This is a genomic window from Flavobacterium sp. SLB02 (genome assembly GCF_009664855.1).
Lineage (GTDB): Bacteria > Bacteroidota > Bacteroidia > Flavobacteriales > Flavobacteriaceae > Flavobacterium.
In genome coordinates this window covers 4,522,838-4,540,603 of sequence record NZ_CP045928.1, presented here as the reverse complement: position 1 = coordinate 4,540,603, position 17,766 = coordinate 4,522,838, and the positions used below count along the sequence as shown (strand labels likewise).

Below are 17,766 nucleotides of genomic sequence, written 5' to 3'. Positions count from 1 at the left end.
ATCTTTTGTGGTGAACCCCACCACAAAAGGATGCCGTTTCCATCAGGTCTAAAAAGACGAGACATTAAATAAGAAGTTCAGTTTTCAAATCCGGAAAATAATTCATAACTTAAAACTCATAATTCATAATTAAAAAAGAATGCCTTTATTCGAAACCATACAATTCAACGAAACTACCAAAATCTTAATTTGGCACATAACCGAATCTTTTGAGGAGTTATTGAGCAAGGTAGTCTTAAAAGATAAAACGCAGCAAAGACTAAACGGAATGAAGTCGCAAATGCATCAGCGTGCTTTTTTGAGCGTTCGTATGCTAATACAGGAAATGGGTTTTACAGATCACGAAATGCATTATGACGAATTTGGGAAACCTTATTTTAATTGTCACAATCATATCTCAATTACACATTCGCACGATTTTGCCGCTATTATCATTAGCGACGAAACCGTAGGCATCGACATGGAATTACAACGCGAAAAAATCCTAAGAATCGCTGATAAATTTGTAGATAGTGAAACCAGTTACTTAAACACTCAAAATACACCCGATTATATCAAGGAACTTACCGTAATTTGGGGCGCAAAAGAAGCGATTTTTAAAATCAGAAACGAAAAGGGAATCAGTTTCAAAGATCATATCAGGGTAAATGCTTTTTCATTAAACGAAAACCTAACAGAGGCCAGCCTGCATTTTAATGATCTTGTAGTAGATTTTGATGTGCATTATAAAGAGATCAAGTCAAGTACTTCAGGGCAGGACTTTACTTTGGTTTATGCTTTTGAAAAATAAATTTGGGATGAAATTCCAATACTGGCGATAATCTTGTCATTTCGATTTCGATAATAAAATCAAAAATTAAAAAGAGTTCCGGAGGAACGAAGCATATTGTAGGGATGGATTTTAATCCATCTTCGAAATGTAACCACAATCGTGTCCTTGCGAGGAACGAAGCAATCTCATTTTCTAAATCAATTGTTAGTGTGATTGCTTGGTTCCTCGCAAGGACAAAAAATGCGTTTAATTTAAATGCTCTAAAGAAGCTTCACTCATCTTCTTACGATGCTCAAAGATACTCATAAACAAAAAAGTTCCCATTTTTCTGGCGCGTCTTTTTAGCGTATCGGCATTTTCGCCTTCAAAATGCTCGTCTATGGTTTGAAACCAATAGTTAAGCCAAATACCAAATTCGTTCGAAGTGATTTTGCTTTCAAAATGAGCATCAACTTCGTTGTGTACAGCATGCGGATTTCCTTTGTATTTTTTTACAGCAAACAAATTCGTTTCCCAAAAATCAATCAGCTTTTCCAGATGCGAATCCCAATCTTTAATCATCGTATTAAAATAAAAGCCGATTTCTTCATCGGCTCTTATTTTAGCATAAAACTGATGTACTAAACAAGAGATATCAACCCTGTTTTCTATTGGTTTTCTCATAGGATAAAATTGTTCAGGATGATAAGTAAAACACTTAAAATAGCACTTGTAATGATAAAGTTAAAAACCACTTTGTGTTTCATTTGTGCAAGTATAGAAGTGTTGGCAAGAATACAAGCTAATACAATAATTCCTAATTGTATCATTTGACCAATAGAGGTTCCGTGAGAAAGAATATACATCGCTGCAGCGGCGCCTAAACAGCTTTGACCAATTACAGCCATTGCTGCAGAACCCATATAATTTTTATTGAAATTTTCGAATGTTGTTTGATAAAGTGTCATAATATTTGTTTTTAGAGTAACAAAGGTACAAGCACTTTACACCTCGTATTTATGATTAAAATCATAAAACAAGAACTTTTTTATCGGTATACTTTTCTGTTTATGATCTTCAGAACACCTTTTTTCTCAAGAGCTTTTATGGTTCTAATTACGGTTTCGACGCGCAAACCGGTTAAATCTCCAATCTGTTGTCTGGTAAAATTGATGAGGTAACCGTTTTCATCTTTTTGAAAATTAAAATAAGCGATTCCGTGATCGATTAATTTAAGGACACGGTGTTCAGGTTCCTGCGTAGACATCTCTGCCGCCATAACCGATTTATAATACAATCGCTGCGCTAAATTCTCGATGATTTTAATACTCACGTTGGCATTTTCTTCGAGCAATTTCATAAAACTGCTTTTAGGCAGCACAAGAACTTCTGCATCTTGGGCAGCGATTGCATTGGCAGGATAATTTTGGTTTAAAAATAAAGGCGGTTCTCCAAAAGATTGCTCTTTATAGAAAATACCCTGAATAAATTCTCGGCCGTCATCATTGTAATTGCTCATTTTTACCTCGCCGGAAATGATCTGATAGTAATGCGTTGGAAGATTGCCTTCTTCAAAAATAATTTGGTTTTTATCGAAAGATTTCTTCAATGCGCCATATTTCTCCAACAGATCAATTGCAATCATAATTTTGTTTTAGCTATAACACAAATATAATTCATTCAAAATAGTTCTTCTACATTAAAAAACTTTTACTTTTACGCCCGTTATGAGACAAAAAATACCCAATATACGCCAGCAAATTCTGGAAGCTAAAAGTAACAGACAAAAATTACTCGCCATACTTTTAGATCCTGATAAAATTGTTTGGGAAAATTTAGATCATTTGCTGCTTAAAATCAATCAATCGCCTGCAACACATATTTTTGTGGGAGGAAGTATTGTAGAATCTACAATCTTAGAGGATTTAATTGCAGCATTAAAACAAAAAACAAATTTGCCCGTTGTAATATTTCCGGGTAATCCGTCGCAAATTTCACCTCAGGCCGATGCTATTTTGTTCTTGTCTTTATTATCCGGAAGAAATCCGGATTATTTGATAGAATATCAGGTTCAGGCAGCACCAATTCTTAAAAAAACGAACCTTGAAGTTATTTCTACAGGTTATATTTTGATCGAAAGCGGTAATGAAACTGCCGTAGCACGAGTAAGCAAAACAAAGCCATTAAACAGAGAAAATTTTGATTTGGTTCTGGCCACTGCACAGGCCGGAGAAATGTTAGGCAATCAATTGATTTATCTGGAGGCGGGAAGTGGAGCAAAGAAACCGGTTCCGCTGGAAATGATACAGTTAATTGCTCAAAATGTCAATATTCCTATTATTGTTGGAGGAGGAATTGTAGATTTGCAAGGAATTCAAAATGCCTATACTGCCGGTGCAGATCTGGTCGTTATAGGGACTGCTTTCGAAAACGACAGTCATTTTTTTGAATCATAATTAAGAACCACCAAAAACAACCAGCCCAATGATAGATTTTTTTCTTGAAAGTTACAAAAACGCTCCACTTTGGCATATTGCCCTGGAATTTTTAGTTTTTGTTTGTGGGATTTTAAGTGTTTGGTTTGCGAAGAAAGAAAATATCTGGGTATACCCAACAGGACTAATTGCGACCGTTATTTCGGTGTATTTGTTATACGTTGCAGGTTATATTGGCGATATGATTATTAATGGTTATTTCTCTATAATGAGTATTTACGGTTGGTATGTTTGGGCAAAAGGCGGAACCGTAGAAGATAATTTGCCAATTACGAGAACAAATGTTAATGAAAAAATAATTGGAGTTATACTGTTTTTTGTAACTGTTTTTGTAGTTTTCGGAATTTATAAATATTTTGATTACGAGATCAAAAATGACAATTATGTCGACATGATTTCGTCTGGAATATTTTTTGCAGGAATGTGGTACATGGCCAGGAAAAAGATCGAAAACTGGACACTTTGGATCATTGGCGACATTATTGTAGTACCTCTTTATGCCTATCGCGGTTTAGGGATGTTGTCGCTACAATATTTAATTTTTACAATTTTGGCTATTTCAGCTTATTTAGAATGGAGAAAAATCTTAGACAGCAAAAAACAGCTATCATAAAAATTGCCTTATTTGGTCCTGAAAGTACGGGCAAAACTACATTGGCAAAACAACTTGCAGAATATTACGAAACCGAATGGGTTCCTGAGTTTGCACGTGATTATTTGCAGGAAAAATGGGAAGAGAACCAACACATTTGTGTTGCCGATGATATGCTGCCTATTGCGTATGGACAGGTTGCATTAGAAAATAAAAAATTGGCCTCGGCAAAAAAGTATTTGTTTTCTGATACTAATTTGATGGTGACCAAAGTTTTCTCTGAAATGTATTATGGTTTTTGTGATCCGCTTTTAAACGAAGCGGCATTAGAACATGATTACGATTTATTTTTCCTTACAGATATAGATGTTCCCTGGGAGAAAGACGACATTAGAGATACTCCTGATGGGAGGGAATCTGTATTCTCTGTTTTTAAACAAACCCTAATTGATACCAAAAAGCCCTTTATAACACTATCCGGTGATAAAGAAAGCCGTTTGGCAAAAGCAACTGCAATTATTGATAATTTGTCTGTGGCAAAACAACATGGTTTTTCATCAGCAGATTTTGTGCAGATATACAATCACGGAATCCCTTTTGATAAAATTCTAAAACAGCTTGAAATTTTTAAGAACGGCATTTTAAAAAGCAACTTAATAAGCCCGGCAACGATCAATAACGGGATTTTAAGTCTCTCAGAAGCTGAATTTGAAGAAAGGGCTCATTTTTTTGATCTTCAAAAAGAGACATTAAAACTAAAAAAGTTTGTTCCGGCATCAGGCGCGGCAAGCAGAATGTTTAAATTTTTAAGCGCTTTTTTGAATGATTTTGATATTAAAAAAGAAACGATAAACGCTTATATCAACAGAAAAAAAGAAAGTGATTTGTCTATTTTTATTGTGGCAATGGATAAGTTTCCGTTCTTTAAATCAGTAGACCAAAAGCTTAAAGAGGTTTATCCTGATTTTGAAACTTTAGACCGCGATTATAAAAATTATTATTTCGTAAAGATATTACTAGATTCTGATTACTTTGATTTTGCAAACAAACCAAAAGCAGTTTTGCCATTTCATCATTATAAAACACATATAGCAAACCCAATAGAAGAACATTTGAACGAATGTGTACATTATGCAACTTCAAATCAGGTTTCTAATTTGCATTTTACGGTTTCTGAAATTCATCAGGCTTTATTTGAAAACGAAGTTGAGGTACTAAAAGAAAAAGTAGAACAGGATTCGAAAATTAAAATTGATATTGGTTATTCGTACCAAAACAAAAGCACCGATTCTATTTGTGTCGATGCAAAAAATAATCCTATCAGGGACAAAGACAATCATTTGGTTTTTAGACCAGGAGGACATGGCGCATTAATAGAAAATTTAAAAGAACTCGATTCGGATATTATTTTTATAAAAAACATTGACAATGTAATTCAAAATCATATTGATAAAATTGCATTGTATAAAAAGGCTTTGGCCGGTGTTTTAATAAAAGTGCAGCAAAAAGTTTTCGGTTATTTAAATGCAATTGAAAAGCAGGAAATAAAAGAAGAAAACATCGAAGAAATTGTTGCTTTTTTAATGCAGAAACTCAATATTGAGTTAAGTAATGATTTTAATAAATTCACTTTCGAGAATAAAGTCAATAAAATAAAAGAATTGCTGGACAGGCCTATTCGCGTTTGCGGAATGGTAAAAAATGAAGGAGAACCGGGTGGAGGACCATTTTGGGTGAGAAATGATAAAGGAGCTGTTTCGTTGCAAATTGTAGAAACGTCGCAAGTAGATTTGGCGAACAAAAAACAAACGGAAATTCTTGCCGAAGCAACTCATTTTAATCCGGTTGATCTGGTTTGCGGAATTAAAAACTATAAAAATGAAAAGTTTGATTTACTGCAATTTGTAGATCACAAAGCAGGTTTTATAGTCGAGAAAAGTGTCGAGGGAAAAATAGTTAAGAGCTACGAATTACCGGGCTTATGGAATGGCGCAATGGCAAACTGGTTGACTATTTTTGTGGCAGTACCCTTGATTACTTTTAATCCGGTAAAAACAGTAAACGATTTATTAAAAGCAGCACATCAGCCACAATAATGGATATCGAAAAAATCATATCAGAGTTAACTTTTAAAGCGGTCAGAAGTAGTGGCGCTGGGGGACAAAACGTAAACAAAGTATCATCGAAAGTAGTTTTGACTTTTTACTTGAATACTTCTCAGGCTTTATCTGAAGAAGAGAAGCTGCTTTTGCTAACGAATATTGCACCACGTTTAACCGCAGAAAATATCTTAATTTTAAATTGTGATGAAGACAGAAGTCAGCTTAAAAACAAAGATATTGTCATTAAACGTTTTTTGGAAATCATCAAAAAAGGATTGTTTGTACCTAAAGTTCGTAAAGCCACCAAAATCCCAAAATCGGTAATTAAAAAACGAATCAAAGACAAAAAGAATATTTCTGAAAGAAAACAATCTCGAAGAAAACCAGATTTAGAATAAAATTCCAAATTTTAAAATTCCAAATTCCAAAAAGCTCACTTATGTAGTTTTCAATTGGAATTTGGAATTTCAGTTTTTTGGGATTTATTGTTTTTTGGAATTTAATTTATTGTAATTGATTTTTGCCATTGTCTTTTGACTTTTGAAATTTTTAACACTACATTTGCACTGTCTCAAAGGGGTGCTCTAAATAACGAGCTGAGATCATACCCAACGAACCTGAGCGAGTAATGTCGCTAAGGGAAATAAACGACAATTTTGGCGTGCACACTATATTTTGTCGTGAAACATTTATTAATTTAACAAAGAATAATTCCCCCTTTTATTCGTAATTCTTTACGAATGAAAACATTTTTTTTAGGTGCTAAGGTACTAAGTGGTAAAGGTTCTAAGGCTCAAAAAGTGAGCAGAACCAAATTTATTTTCTTTACTCTATTTTCTTTATTCTATTCTCTTTACTCTTTCGCACAAGTACAAGATTCAACCAAAGTCAATAAGCTTGACGATGTGTTAGTTTCGGCAGTTCGTGTTACGACAAAAACTCCGGTTACGTTTAGTAATATGGATAAAAAAGAAATTAAATTTAGAAACTTAGGACAGGATATTCCAGTTTTAATGAACTATCTTCCATCTGTTGTTACCACTTCTGATGCAGGAGGCGGAATAGGCTATACCGGAATCAGAGTCCGCGGAAGCGATGCTACAAGGGTAAACGTAACCATCAACGGAATTCCGTATAACGATTCTGAAAGCCAGGGAACTTTCTGGGTAAATATGCCCGATTTTGCCTCTTCTGTAGAAAGTCTTCAGTTACAGCGCGGGGTAGGAACTTCTACCAATGGTTCAGGAGCTTTTGGCGCGAGCTTAAACATGCTTACAGATAATTATGCTTCAAAGCCAACGGGAGAAATTTCGAGTTCTTACGGAAGTTTCAATTCAAATAAAAATACGGTAAAATTCAGTACAGGTTTATTAAACGATCATTTTGAGTTGGCCGGGCGTTTGTCTACCATTAAATCTGATGGTTATGTAGATCGTGCTACTTCTGATCTGAAATCTTATTTTCTGCAAGGAACTTATGTTGGAAAAACGACTTTAATTAAAGCGTTAGTTTTTGGTGGAACCGAAAAAACATACCAATCCTGGAACGGAATTGATGCTGAAACTTTAAATTCAGATCGTACTTACAACTCTGCAGGAAAATATAAAGATGAGGCAGGAAATGTTCATTTCTACGATAATGAAACTGATAATTACAAACAAAACCATTATCAGTTACATTGGAGTGAATCATGGACTGATAAATGGAGCAGCAACTTAGCTGTTCATTATACTAAAGGGCTAGGGTTTTATGAAAATTATAAATACAACGAACCAATTGCTGGATACGGACCAATTCAGCCTACCAAAATGGTTGAAAATGACTTGGGAGAATTAGTTCCGGGAACAGATTTAATTCGTCAGAAATGGTTAGACAATGATTTTTACGGAACAACTTTTTCTGTAAAATACAAAGAAGAAAAACTGGATGTTATTCTTGGCGGAGGCTGGAACAAATACGAAGGAGATCATTACGGAAAAGTAATTTGGGCGCGAAACTCTGGACAGTCAGAATTGGCAGATCATTATTATGATGATTATTCAACAAAAACGGATGGAAATGTTTTCGCGAAAGCCAATTATCAGTTTACAGAAAAATTGAGTTTCTACGGAGATTTACAATATAGAAGAGTTCAGTACAAAGCAAATTCAAAAGAAACAGGAATAGTCGATGATACTTTTGATTTCTTCAATCCAAAAGCAGGATTAAACTACGAAATCAATGAAAAGAATACACTTTACTTTTCGTACGCGCGTGCTAATCGTGAACCTAACAGAACCGATTATGAAGGTGGAAATGTAAAACCTGAAAAATTAAATGATTTTGAATTAGGATGGAGATTCAATTCAGAGAAATTCCAGCTGAATTCTAATTTCTACTATATGGGTTATAAAGATCAGTTGATCTTAACGGGAAGATTAGATGATGTTGGAGCGCCAATTCGTGCCAATACTGAAAAAAGTTACCGTTTAGGATTTGAAGTAGATGCAACAATAAAGCTTTCAGAGAAATTCCTTCTTAGACCAAACTTTACTTTAAGCAGCAATAAAAACGTTGACTTAGCAGTTGAAGGACAATATTACGGAACAACAGATATTGCTTATTCGCCAAATGTAATTGCGGGAAATATTATTGTGTACAGCCCGATGGAGAGTTTACACATTTCATTATTGCAAAAATTTGTTGGAGAGCAATACATGAACAATATCGAATTGCCTGAAGCGAAGCTGGCAGACTATTTTGTAAACGATTTGAATGTGTCTTATGAGATAAAACCAAAATCAGTTTTTAAATCGATTATGATTACCGGTTTAGTAAATAATATTCTGGATAAAAAATATGTTTCAAACGGAGCCATGTGGGATATCTACCCATACTATTATCCTCAGGCGGGGATTAATTTCCTGGCCGGACTGACATTGAAATTCTAAAAAGCCTAAAAAACAAAAAAGCCTGAAAGTTTAAATTTTCAGGCTTTTTTTTATATTAATTGTAAACGTGAATTACGCTTCCGCCTACTTCAACACGATATTGTTTTAATGGATATTCTTTTCCTCCAAGTCCGGTAAATAAACTGTACTCCGTTTTATCGCAGGAACAAACAGCATTGATACCGTTAATTGTCATCGCAATGCATGAATTCACAGCTTGATTAGGACAAGCCGCATCAAATGCGTTATAGCCGCTTCCGGTATTAAAAATAATAATTCCTTTTGCTCCGTAATTCGGAACGATAACAGCGTTACTTGCAAATTTAAGATTAGAATACGCCGGTAAATTCATGTCAACTGTCAGGTTAACAGGATAATTTGGTATGTTTGGGTTTTTGTTACTTACGCCATTATCACTGCAAGAGATAAGTACAGAAACAAACACGATTAATAGCCAGAATTTTTTCATTATTTTAATAAGAATTAGTGAAACAAAAATAATTTATTTAGATTTGATTTTTATATGATTAACATATAATTATGTACTATAAAAAATAATAGTATATTTGTAATACAAAATCCCGTCCCGATGGGATTTTTTGTATTTATATAAACGACGAAGTTATGAGTAAAGTATCTTATTATACAGCAGAAGGATTAAAAAAATTAAAAGATGAGTTGGAGCATTTAAAAAGTGTAATGCGTCCAAAGGCATCTCAAGATATAGCAGAAGCAAGAGACAAAGGTGATTTATCTGAAAACGCCGAATATGATGCCGCAAAAGAAGCACAAGGATTGTTAGAAATGAGAATTTCTAAATTGGAAGAAGTGTATTCTAACGCAAGATTAATAGATGAATCTCAATTGGATGTTTCGAAAGCATTGGTACTTTCTAATGTAAAAATTAAGAACCAGGGCAACGGAATGGAAATGAAATATACCCTTGTTGCTGAAAGTGAAGCCGATTTGAAAACAGGAAAAATCTCTGTAACATCTCCTATAGGGAAAGGCTTACTGGGGAAATCTGTTGGAGAAGTAGCAGAAATTACAGTGCCAAACGGAGTTTTGAAATTTGAAATTCTTGAAATTACAAGAGACTAAAGTCATTGCCAGGAATGACCTGTTCGCCGGGGCGAAAGCAATCTCACTATAATGCTTTTTAAAAAATTAAATGATGAGTACAATATTTACCAAAATAGTAAACGGAGAAATTCCTGCATATAAAATTGCTGAAGATGATAATTATTTGGCTTTTTTAGATGTAAATCCAAATGCAAAAGGACATACGCTTTGCATTCCGAAACAAGAAATCGATAAGATTTTTGATATGGATGATGAGTTGTATTTAGGTCTAATGGAGTTTTCTAAGAAAATTGCAACCGCTTTAGAGAAAACCGTTCCCTGCAAAAGAGTTGGGATAGCCGTTGTAGGATTAGAAGTGCCTCATGCACACGTTCATTTAATTCCATTAAACCATATGGATGAAATGCGTTTTCATGATAAAGTATCACTTTCTAAAGAAGAATTTGAAGCTTTGGCTAAAAGTATTCAGGTAAATTTGTAAATAAAATATTAAGTTTTTTTAAAAAGAAATCACAATTTTTATTGTGATTTTTTTTTAAGCAAAAATTTTAATCATGAAAAGATATATAGTATTAGTAATCACATTTTATTCTATCATAGCCTCAGGGCAAGTTAAAAATAATTATGAAGTTGTAGATAAGCAAATTTCTAAAATTGACGCTGGTTCAGGTAAATCAACCCAGAATATTGCTAATTATATAAAAGATAATTTTAAAACAGATGAAGACAAAATACGAGCTGTGTTTTATTGGACAGCCTCGAATATTAGTTATGATGTAGAAAATATGTTTGCAGTAAACTTTAACGAAAGTAAAGAAGATAAAATAAATAAAGCACTTAAAAACAAAAAAGGAGTTTGTATTAATTATGCTGAGGTTTTTAATGATATCGCCAACAAGGCAGGAATAGAATCTGTAGTTATAGAAGGATACACAAAACAAAACGGTTTTACCGATTATATATCACACGCCTGGTGTGGGGCAAAAATAGACGGTAAATGGTTTGTTTTTGATCCAACCTGGGGATCAGGCTCTATTGCGGCAGGTAAATTTGTTAAGAAGATAAATAATTATTATTTTAAAACAGATCCGTCAAAAATCATTACATCGCACATGTCTTTTGATTATTTGTGGCAATTTTTAGATTATCCAATAACAAATGAAGAGTTTTATAAAGGTAATTTTGCAGTAAATAAATCGAAAGTAAAATTTGATTATGATAGTGAAATTGAAAAATACAATTCTTTATCTGAGATTGAAAAATTAGTAAGCTCAGCAGATCGAATAGAGAAAAACGGAGTTAAAAATGCAATGATTTTTGATAGACTGGCTTATAAAAGAAATGAAGTTGAATTTTTAAAAGTGAATAAAATTGTAAGTCTTTATAATGAAGGTATCGGTGAGTTCAATACATTTGTCACCTTTAGAAATAATCAATTTAAGCCGAATGTTTCTGATGATGAACTAAAAAAAATGATTACTTCACCTAAAGACAAGCTTTTAAAAAGTAAAGAATTATTAGATAACTTAGGTACTGTTTCTAAAAGCAATCAAGCTAGTATAACTTCTTTATTAACTGGAATAAATCAGGCTATTAGCCAATCCGAAGAACATTTTTTATTTGTTGAGAAATATTTAGGCAAGTCAAAATTGGCTCGAAAAACAATGTTTACAAAAGTAAGTTGGTTTGGTATTCCGTTAAATTAAACCATTTTATTTAGAGAAATCTGAAATGTAGTTCCTTTTCCAATTTCAGAATGGAGGACTTTTATTTTTCCGCCATGATATTCTTCAACGATTCTTTTGGTAAGGGAAAGCCCTAGTCCCCAACCACGTTTTTTTGTGGTGAATCCTGGTTCGAAAATGGTTTTAAATTGATTCTTAGCAATCCCGGTTCCGGAATCTTTTACGTTTATTTTGACATGATGCGCATCTTGTTCAATTCGAAGATCCAGGCTTCCTTTTCCTTTCATAGCATCAATGGCATTTTTGACTAAATTTTCAATCGTCCAGCTGTGCAGCGTTGGGTTTATCATAACCAAAACAGGATCTTTTGGAGTATTGTAAGAGAAAGTAACTTGTTTAGAAAAACGTGATTGCAAGTATTCGTAAGTATGTAATGTCTCTGCAATAATATCATGCTTTTCTAAAACAGGAACCGATCCAATTTTAGAAAAACGATCCGTAATAGTTTGCAGTCTCTCAATGTCTTTTTCTATTTCTGTAGTTATCGACTGATCTATTTCTTCTGTTTTTAATATTTCAACCCAGCCAATTAATGAAGATAAAGGTGTCCCGATTTGATGCGCGGTTTCCTTTGCCATTCCGGCCCAAAGTTTATTTTGAGTGGCCATCTTGTTACTTCTGTAAAAGTTATAAATAAGAGCGCCAAATAAAAAGATGATCAGCAATAATGCAACGGGATAATATTTGAGTTTATTAAGTAATGCCGAGTTTCCGTAATATACCTCCTGGTGTTTTCCTGGTGCATATTCGATAATTATGGGTTCATTTTCACTTTTTAAGTTCTTTAAATACGACATTGATTTCTTTTTGTCGGCAAGAACTTCTTCAGGAACATTTACAGAGCTGATTACTTTATTGTACATCGTAAGCATAACAGGAACCGATGTATTGTTATTTAAAATGTTAAGAGGTAAATCGAGGTCGGTATTTTCATCGGCGTTTACCAGTGTTTTTTGTGCATTGGCCCAAAGATTCATTTTTAGTCTCTCTTCATTTTTGAAAATTTGGAAAAAAGTATAAGTGTTCCAGAGAATCAAAGAAATGATTAAAAAGGAAATGAAAATAATAATCCAACGAGTTGTATTTCTTCTTTCAGAAAAAGACATAAATTATTTTTTGAGGTATAAATATAACGAAATAAACACATTTAATATTTTATAAACGGCTAAAGATTTTTTGTTTTTAAGTCTAAAACTATTTCTTTGGGATAAACGATTTATCTACTTTTGCAGTAACCGAAATGAGATTTGGTCAAAAAGAAAAATCTATGATTAGCATCGATCCAAAAGAAATACCAACGGCAAAACTGCAGGGTTATTTGCAAAGCGCTGTGGGGCCAAGGCCTATTGCATTTGCAAGTACTATTAGTGCCAAAGGAATCCCGAATTTGTCGCCATTTAGTTTCTTTAACGTGTTCAGTGCCAATCCGCCAATTTTAGTTTTTTCGCCGGCACGTCGTGTACGTGATAATACTGTAAAACATACGTTGATCAATGCAGAGGCAACTCGTGAAGTGGTGATTAATGTAGTTAATTATGATATTGTGCAGCAAGCCTCATTGGCCAGTACTGAATATGGAGAAGGTGTCAACGAATTTATCAAGGCCGGACTAACCCAAATTCCGTCAGATTTTGTTAAACCGTATCGTGTAAAAGAGTCGCCGGTGCAGTTTGAGTGCAAAGTTACGCAGATTATTCCGCTAGGAGACCAGGGCGGAGCAGGCAATTTGATTCTTTGCGAAGTCGTAAAAATTCATATTCATGAAGCTGTTTTAGATGAAAACGGAGCCATCGATCAGCATAAAATTGATCTGGTTTCGAGATTGGGAAGTAACTGGTATTCAAGATCGAACCAAGGGCTTTTTGAAGTGCCAAAACCTCTGACAACATTAGGCGTTGGCGTAGATGTGATCCCTAATTATATCAGGGAAAGCCCCGTTTTTAACGGAAATGATCTTGGAAAATTAGGTAACATTGAAGCCTTGCCTACAACGGAAGAAGTTAGTATATTTGTGAAAGAAAACTTTTCGGTGAAAGGAGTATTAAGTTCCGATGATCAGGAAAAGGTACATCTAGAAGCCAAAAAATATTTGAATAACGATGATATTTCATCGGCATGGAAAGTGCTTTTAGCAAAAAAATAAGAAAAGAAACAATAATTAATATAGAAAGAAGATGGAAGTTACAGGAAAAGTAAAAGTGGTGAACCCAGAGCAACAAGTGAGTGCTGCATTCAAAAAAAGAGAGTTGGTTGTTACCACAGATGAGCAGTATCCACAGCATATTCTGATCGAGTTTACACAAGATAAATGCGATTTATTAAGTAGCTACAAACAAGGTGAGGCCGTAAAAGTTTCTATCAATTTAAGAGGAAGAGAATGGGTTAATCCACAAGGAGAAACCAGATATTTCAATAGTATTCAAGGTTGGAGAATCGAAAGATTAGCGCCAGAAGGTCCTGGTCAAACTCCGGCAATGCCTGCTGCAGAAGCTTTTGCTCCGGCAACTAATTTAAACGAAGACGAACCGGACGATTTACCTTTCTAAAAGTTTAAATCTCAAAAAATAAATTCCAAATTCCAATTCATGAAATATGCAATTGGGGTTTGGAATTTTGTTTTTTTTACACAATAATAGCGTGTGTCATTGCTTTGTTCCCCGCAAGGACAATATTGTGTTGAGAATTGGAATTTGGAATTTAAAAATTTTGGAATTTAAAAAATGTACTACGTATTCAACGATTTATTTTTTCCTCCCGTTTCAGAGTCTGATGAAGAAGGAATTCTTGCCATAGGCGGTGATTTAGATCCGGAGCGCTTGAAATTGGCTTACAAAAGCGGAATTTTCCCTTGGTTTAATGAAGGAGATCCAATTCTTTGGTGGTCGCCAGATCCAAGAATGGTTTTGTTTCTGGATGAATTGATTGTGTCTAAAAGCATGCGTAATATCCTGAACAGGAATCAGTTTAAAGTTACTTTGAATAAAAACTTCAAAGACGTTATTTCGAATTGCCAGAACATAAAACGCGACGGACAAAACGGAACCTGGATTTCAAACGAAATGATCGATGCGTATTGCAAATTGAATGAACAGGGAATTGCAAAATCTGTTGAGGTTTGGCAGGATGAGGTTTTGGTTGGAGGATTATATGGTATCGATTTAGGCCATGTTTTTTGTGGTGAAAGTATGTTTTCAAAAGTATCAAATGCGTCAAAAGTCGCTTTTATTGCTTTGGTAAATTATTTAAAAAAAGAGAATTATAAGCTTTTAGATTGTCAGGTTTATAATCCTCATTTAGAGAGTTTAGGTTGCCGCGAAATCGATCGTGAAGAATTTATGTCTATTATAGAAAATAAGGAATAATGAGTGCAGTTTACAGTGTAAAAGAAATTTATATTTATCCGATAAAAAGCTTAGCGGGAATTAGTTGCCAAACAGCTTTAGCCGAAGAAATGGGATTCGAAAATGACCGCAGATGGATGTTGATTGATGCAGATAATCAAATGATAACGCAGAGGGAACATCGTATTATGAGTCAGTTTTATCCACAGATTTCAGGCGGAAAAATCAGCATTACATTTCAGGATCAAAAGCATGAATTTTCTATTGATGAACATTTAGAGAATTCGATAGCGGTGAATGTTTGGGATGATAAAAGTGAAGTTATAGAAGTGAACGAATCAACTTCTAAATGGTTCACTGAACATTTGGGTTTTCAATGTAAACTGGTTAAAATCATTAAACCCGGAGATCGTAAACATGAAAGTTCCCGACTAAAAGAAACTTTCAATGTAAGTCTTGCCGATGGTTATCCTTATTTAATGATAGGAAGTCAGAGTTTGGATTTTCTAAATGAAAAATTAACAGATAAAATCACCATTTTAAGATTTCGCCCCAATATTGTAATCAGTACCCAAACGTCTCATGAAGAAGATGATTTTACGACTTTCAAAATTGGAACAGTACAATTTAAAAACATAAAACCCTGCGGAAGGTGTATTATGGTGAATAATGATCCAGAAAATGGTAAATTAAAAAAAGAACCTCTCAAAACCTTAAGTAAATATCGAGTGGTGGATAATTCTGTTTTATTTGGGACTAATATTGTAAGTCTGAATTCAGGAACTATTAGTGTTGGAGATGACATTGTATTCTAGAAATTCAGTTTTGTAAAGTTCCAATTGATTGTATTAAAGAGTACCAATTCATTTTTTAAAGTAGGCAATTCTAAAATTAATTTAAGGGTTTCGTGCGCCATCATAGTTCCTATTATTCCGGGTAAAGTTCCTAAAACACCATTCAAATCACAATTTGGAACATCTTTTGGATCCGGCATTTCAGGGAATAAATCACGTAAATTTTTACTTCCGTTGTGATTGAAAACAGCGACTTGTCCTTCGAATTTTAGAATACTTCCGTAAACCAATGGTTTTTGTAAAGCAACACAAGTGTCATTTACCAGATAACGCGTTGTAAAATTATCTGAACCATCTACCACAATATCATATTGTTGAATGATTTTTTCGGCATTTTCAATAGTCAGTTTTTCTCTGATCGCAATTACTTCGATTAAAGGATTGAGTTCCGAAACCACTTTTTTCGCAACAAGAGCTTTTTGTTGACCAATTTCACTTTCGGTATATAAAATCTGGCGGTGTAAGTTGTGAATTTCGATCGTATCAAAATCCATAATGCCTATAAGACCTACGCCAGCAGTCGCAATATATTGCAGAATCGGACAGCCTAGACCTCCGGCACCAATGACCAAAACTTTTACTTTTTTTAGTTTTTCCTGACCTTGGTCACCAATTTCAGGAAGAATGGTTTGTCTGTTATAACGGAGGAATTCTTGTATAATACTCATCTTTAGATTTTAGAGTGTTGATTTTAGATTTTAGATTGTTGGAATTGGGAATTTGTAGTTTGAAATTTCCTTACCCGTAACATTTATCCCAATCTTTCCAAACTGGTTCGTAACCTGAATTTGTTATGATTTGTGCGATTTCTTTTGCTGAGCGTTCATCGCTGATTTCAAATTGTTCTAAAGATTGCGGATCAACCACATAACCACCCGGATTGGTTTTAGATCCGGCGCTCATACTTGTCACTCCAATAGGGATAATGTTGTTTCTGAATTTTTCATTTTCTCTGGTCGAAATCGAGATTTCAAGATCTTCATTCCATAAGCGATACGCACAAATAAGTTGTGTTAGATCCTTATCGTCCATAATAAAATTGGGTTCGATAATGCCTTCGGCAGGACGTAATCTGGGGAAAGAAACAGAGTATTTAGTCTGCCAGTATTTCTTCTGAAGATAATCCAGATGCAGAGCGTTAAAGAAGCTATCTGTTCGCCATTCTTCCAAACCTAATAAAACGCCTAAACCTATTTTGTGAATTCCCGCCGTTCCAATTCTGTCAGGGGTTTCTAATCTATAATCGAAATTTGATTTTTTGCCTTTGGTATGGTATTTTTTATAGACCTCCTGATGATACGTTTCCTGATATACCAAAACAGAATAGACGCCTGCTTTGTGCAAACGCTCGTAATCTTCGGTAGAAAGTGGCTGAACTTCAACTGAAATAATCGAAAATTCTTTTCGTATCAAAGCAATGGCATTCAGGAAGTAATTGATATTTACGGTATAATTGGCTTCTCCGGTTACTAGTAAAACATGATCGAAACCAACATTTTTCAAAGCTTCGACTTCGATTTTAATCTCAGCATCAGAAAGGGTTTTACGTTTGATTTTATTGTCTAAACTAAAACCGCAATAGGTACAAATGTTTTGGCATTCATTGCTTAAATAAAGCGGTGCATACATTTGAATCGTCTTACCAAAACGTTTTTTGGTGATTTCATGACATTCCTGTGCCATTTGCTCCAGATAATTTTGTGCAACGGGAGAAATCAGAACTAGGAAATCATCGAGATTTCGTTTGGTTTTGGCCAAGGAGCGTTCTACATCTTTTGATGTGGTTTGGTATATTTTTGATTGAATAGTATTCCAGTCGTATTGTTCAAAAACAGATTTGAATGTTTTCATTTGGATTGTGGTTTTTTACCGC

The 17,766-nt window shown here is 34.3% G+C and carries 20 protein-coding genes and 1 riboswitch; of the genes, 13 read left to right on the top strand and 7 right to left on the bottom strand.

Annotation, left to right across the window (positions count from 1 at the left end; all coding sequences use genetic code 11):
* The first annotated feature begins 139 nt into the window (after positions 1-139).
* Complete coding sequence (locus tag GIY83_RS16950; protein WP_208682599.1) at positions 140-790, top strand: 4'-phosphopantetheinyl transferase superfamily protein; 651 nt, start codon at positions 140-142, stop codon at positions 788-790.
* 228 nt (positions 791-1,018) lie between these two features.
* Here GIY83_RS16950 and GIY83_RS16945 read toward each other — a convergent pair whose 3' ends face one another.
* The 3 genes from GIY83_RS16945 to GIY83_RS16935 form a co-directional block, all read right to left on the bottom strand.
* The gene (locus GIY83_RS16945; RefSeq protein WP_208682596.1) at positions 1,019-1,435 is read right to left on the bottom strand and encodes a group III truncated hemoglobin; all 417 of its coding nucleotides are present in this window, start codon (positions 1,433-1,435) and stop codon (positions 1,019-1,021) included.
* Positions 1,432-1,719 (bottom strand): hypothetical protein, encoded by a 288-nt coding sequence (locus GIY83_RS16940; RefSeq protein ID WP_194616021.1) that lies wholly within the window; start codon positions 1,717-1,719, stop codon positions 1,432-1,434. The genes GIY83_RS16945 and GIY83_RS16940 overlap by 4 nt, the downstream gene beginning before the upstream one ends.
* Positions 1,720-1,799: 80 nt before the next feature.
* Complete coding sequence (locus GIY83_RS16935) at positions 1,800-2,396, bottom strand: Crp/Fnr family transcriptional regulator (protein WP_208682594.1); 597 nt, start codon at positions 2,394-2,396, stop codon at positions 1,800-1,802.
* Between the two features lie 82 nt (positions 2,397-2,478).
* Here GIY83_RS16935 and GIY83_RS16930 point away from each other — a divergent pair, with 82 nt between their 5' ends.
* From GIY83_RS16930 to GIY83_RS16910, 5 genes are all read left to right on the top strand, one after another.
* The gene (locus GIY83_RS16930) at positions 2,479-3,207 is read left to right on the top strand and encodes a geranylgeranylglyceryl/heptaprenylglyceryl phosphate synthase (RefSeq protein WP_208682592.1); all 729 of its coding nucleotides are present in this window, start codon (positions 2,479-2,481) and stop codon (positions 3,205-3,207) included.
* Positions 3,208-3,235: 28 nt separating this feature from the next.
* Complete coding sequence (pnuC, locus tag GIY83_RS16925; protein WP_208682590.1) at positions 3,236-3,859, top strand: nicotinamide riboside transporter PnuC; 624 nt, start codon at positions 3,236-3,238, stop codon at positions 3,857-3,859.
* Positions 3,820-5,934, top strand: coding sequence for a DUF4301 family protein (locus GIY83_RS16920; protein ID WP_208682588.1), 2,115 nt, complete (start codon positions 3,820-3,822; stop codon positions 5,932-5,934). The genes pnuC and GIY83_RS16920 overlap by 40 nt, the downstream gene beginning before the upstream one ends.
* Positions 5,934-6,338 carry an alternative ribosome rescue aminoacyl-tRNA hydrolase ArfB gene (gene arfB, locus GIY83_RS16915; protein ID WP_194616026.1) on the top strand — a complete coding sequence of 135 codons (405 nt, stop codon included), beginning with the start codon at positions 5,934-5,936 and terminating at the stop codon, positions 6,336-6,338. Before GIY83_RS16920 ends, arfB begins: the two co-directional genes overlap by 1 nt.
* 167 nt (positions 6,339-6,505) lie before the next feature.
* Positions 6,506-6,600, top strand: a riboswitch (TPP riboswitch).
* A gap of 80 nt (positions 6,601-6,680) precedes the next feature.
* Positions 6,681-8,870: a TonB-dependent receptor gene (locus GIY83_RS16910; RefSeq protein WP_208682586.1), complete on the top strand. Its 2,190-nt coding sequence runs from the start codon at positions 6,681-6,683 to the stop codon at positions 8,868-8,870.
* 55 nt (positions 8,871-8,925) lie between these two features.
* On the opposite strand, the gene GIY83_RS16905 is transcribed toward GIY83_RS16910, so the two are convergent.
* A complete protein-coding gene (locus GIY83_RS16905; RefSeq protein ID WP_208682584.1) occupies positions 8,926-9,339 on the bottom strand; it encodes a hypothetical protein in 414 nt (137 codons plus the stop codon).
* Between the two features lie 155 nt (positions 9,340-9,494).
* Between GIY83_RS16905 and greA the strand changes: the two genes are divergently transcribed.
* The 3 genes from greA to GIY83_RS16890 all read left to right on the top strand — a co-directional run bounded on the left by greA (position 9,495) and on the right by GIY83_RS16890 (position 11,659).
* The gene (gene greA / locus GIY83_RS16900) at positions 9,495-9,971 is read left to right on the top strand and encodes a transcription elongation factor GreA (RefSeq protein WP_065448058.1); all 477 of its coding nucleotides are present in this window, start codon (positions 9,495-9,497) and stop codon (positions 9,969-9,971) included.
* 73 nt (positions 9,972-10,044) lie between these two features.
* On the top strand, positions 10,045-10,434 hold the full coding sequence (locus tag GIY83_RS16895) for an HIT family protein (RefSeq protein WP_208682582.1): 390 nt from the start codon (positions 10,045-10,047) through the stop codon (positions 10,432-10,434).
* 73 nt (positions 10,435-10,507) lie between these two features.
* On the top strand, positions 10,508-11,659 hold the full coding sequence (locus GIY83_RS16890; protein ID WP_208682580.1) for a transglutaminase domain-containing protein: 1,152 nt from the start codon (positions 10,508-10,510) through the stop codon (positions 11,657-11,659).
* Here GIY83_RS16890 and GIY83_RS16885 read toward each other — a convergent pair.
* Entirely contained in the window at positions 11,656-12,804 is a 1,149-nt protein-coding gene (locus tag GIY83_RS16885) for a PAS domain-containing sensor histidine kinase (protein ID WP_208682578.1), read from the bottom strand. The genes GIY83_RS16890 and GIY83_RS16885 overlap by 4 nt on opposite strands.
* A gap of 161 nt (positions 12,805-12,965) precedes the next feature.
* Between GIY83_RS16885 and GIY83_RS16880 the strand changes: the two genes are divergently transcribed.
* From GIY83_RS16880 to GIY83_RS16865, 4 genes are all read left to right on the top strand, one after another.
* Positions 12,966-13,841, top strand: a complete 876-nt coding sequence (locus GIY83_RS16880; protein WP_208682576.1) for a flavin reductase family protein — start codon at positions 12,966-12,968, stop codon at positions 13,839-13,841.
* Positions 13,842-13,872: 31 nt separating this feature from the next.
* Entirely contained in the window at positions 13,873-14,244 is a 372-nt protein-coding gene (locus tag GIY83_RS16875; protein ID WP_121322382.1) for a DUF3127 domain-containing protein, read from the top strand.
* A gap of 174 nt (positions 14,245-14,418) precedes the next feature.
* On the top strand, positions 14,419-15,060 hold the full coding sequence (gene aat / locus GIY83_RS16870) for a leucyl/phenylalanyl-tRNA--protein transferase (protein ID WP_194616033.1): 642 nt from the start codon (positions 14,419-14,421) through the stop codon (positions 15,058-15,060).
* On the top strand, positions 15,060-15,854 hold the full coding sequence (locus GIY83_RS16865; protein WP_194616034.1) for an MOSC domain-containing protein: 795 nt from the start codon (positions 15,060-15,062) through the stop codon (positions 15,852-15,854). Before aat ends, GIY83_RS16865 begins: the two co-directional genes overlap by 1 nt.
* On the opposite strand, the gene GIY83_RS16860 is transcribed toward GIY83_RS16865, so the two are convergent.
* On the bottom strand, positions 15,851-16,561 hold the full coding sequence (locus GIY83_RS16860; RefSeq protein ID WP_194616035.1) for a HesA/MoeB/ThiF family protein: 711 nt from the start codon (positions 16,559-16,561) through the stop codon (positions 15,851-15,853). The two genes, GIY83_RS16865 and GIY83_RS16860, sit on opposite strands and share 4 nt — an antisense overlap.
* A gap of 70 nt (positions 16,562-16,631) precedes the next feature.
* Complete coding sequence (thiH, locus tag GIY83_RS16855) at positions 16,632-17,744, bottom strand: 2-iminoacetate synthase ThiH (RefSeq protein ID WP_194616036.1); 1,113 nt, start codon at positions 17,742-17,744, stop codon at positions 16,632-16,634.
* Between the last annotated feature and the right edge of the window lie 22 nt (positions 17,745-17,766).

Coding starts and splice junctions, on each gene's coding strand:
- GIY83_RS16940 (WP_194616021.1), bottom strand. CDS start 1,719: ATGACACTTTATCAAACAACATTCGAAAATTTCAATAAAAATTATATG.
- GIY83_RS16910 (WP_208682586.1), top strand. CDS start 6,681: ATGAAAACATTTTTTTTAGGTGCTAAGGTACTAAGTGGTAAAGGTTCT.
- GIY83_RS16945 (WP_208682596.1), bottom strand. CDS start 1,435: ATGAGAAAACCAATAGAAAACAGGGTTGATATCTCTTGTTTAGTACAT.
- aat (WP_194616033.1), top strand. CDS start 14,419: ATGTACTACGTATTCAACGATTTATTTTTTCCTCCCGTTTCAGAGTCT.
- greA (WP_065448058.1), top strand. CDS start 9,495: ATGAGTAAAGTATCTTATTATACAGCAGAAGGATTAAAAAAATTAAAA.
- GIY83_RS16935 (WP_208682594.1), bottom strand. CDS start 2,396: ATGATTGCAATTGATCTGTTGGAGAAATATGGCGCATTGAAGAAATCT.
- GIY83_RS16890 (WP_208682580.1), top strand. CDS start 10,508: ATGAAAAGATATATAGTATTAGTAATCACATTTTATTCTATCATAGCC.
- GIY83_RS16905 (WP_208682584.1), bottom strand. CDS start 9,339: ATGAAAAAATTCTGGCTATTAATCGTGTTTGTTTCTGTACTTATCTCT.
- thiH (WP_194616036.1), bottom strand. CDS start 17,744: ATGAAAACATTCAAATCTGTTTTTGAACAATACGACTGGAATACTATT.
- GIY83_RS16920 (WP_208682588.1), top strand. CDS start 3,820: ATGGAGAAAAATCTTAGACAGCAAAAAACAGCTATCATAAAAATTGCC.
- GIY83_RS16885 (WP_208682578.1), bottom strand. CDS start 12,804: ATGTCTTTTTCTGAAAGAAGAAATACAACTCGTTGGATTATTATTTTC.
- GIY83_RS16880 (WP_208682576.1), top strand. CDS start 12,966: ATGATTAGCATCGATCCAAAAGAAATACCAACGGCAAAACTGCAGGGT.
- GIY83_RS16865 (WP_194616034.1), top strand. CDS start 15,060: ATGAGTGCAGTTTACAGTGTAAAAGAAATTTATATTTATCCGATAAAA.
- pnuC (WP_208682590.1), top strand. CDS start 3,236: ATGATAGATTTTTTTCTTGAAAGTTACAAAAACGCTCCACTTTGGCAT.
- GIY83_RS16930 (WP_208682592.1), top strand. CDS start 2,479: ATGAGACAAAAAATACCCAATATACGCCAGCAAATTCTGGAAGCTAAA.
- GIY83_RS16895 (WP_208682582.1), top strand. CDS start 10,045: ATGAGTACAATATTTACCAAAATAGTAAACGGAGAAATTCCTGCATAT.
- arfB (WP_194616026.1), top strand. CDS start 5,934: ATGGATATCGAAAAAATCATATCAGAGTTAACTTTTAAAGCGGTCAGA.
- GIY83_RS16860 (WP_194616035.1), bottom strand. CDS start 16,561: ATGAGTATTATACAAGAATTCCTCCGTTATAACAGACAAACCATTCTT.
- GIY83_RS16875 (WP_121322382.1), top strand. CDS start 13,873: ATGGAAGTTACAGGAAAAGTAAAAGTGGTGAACCCAGAGCAACAAGTG.
- GIY83_RS16950 (WP_208682599.1), top strand. CDS start 140: ATGCCTTTATTCGAAACCATACAATTCAACGAAACTACCAAAATCTTA.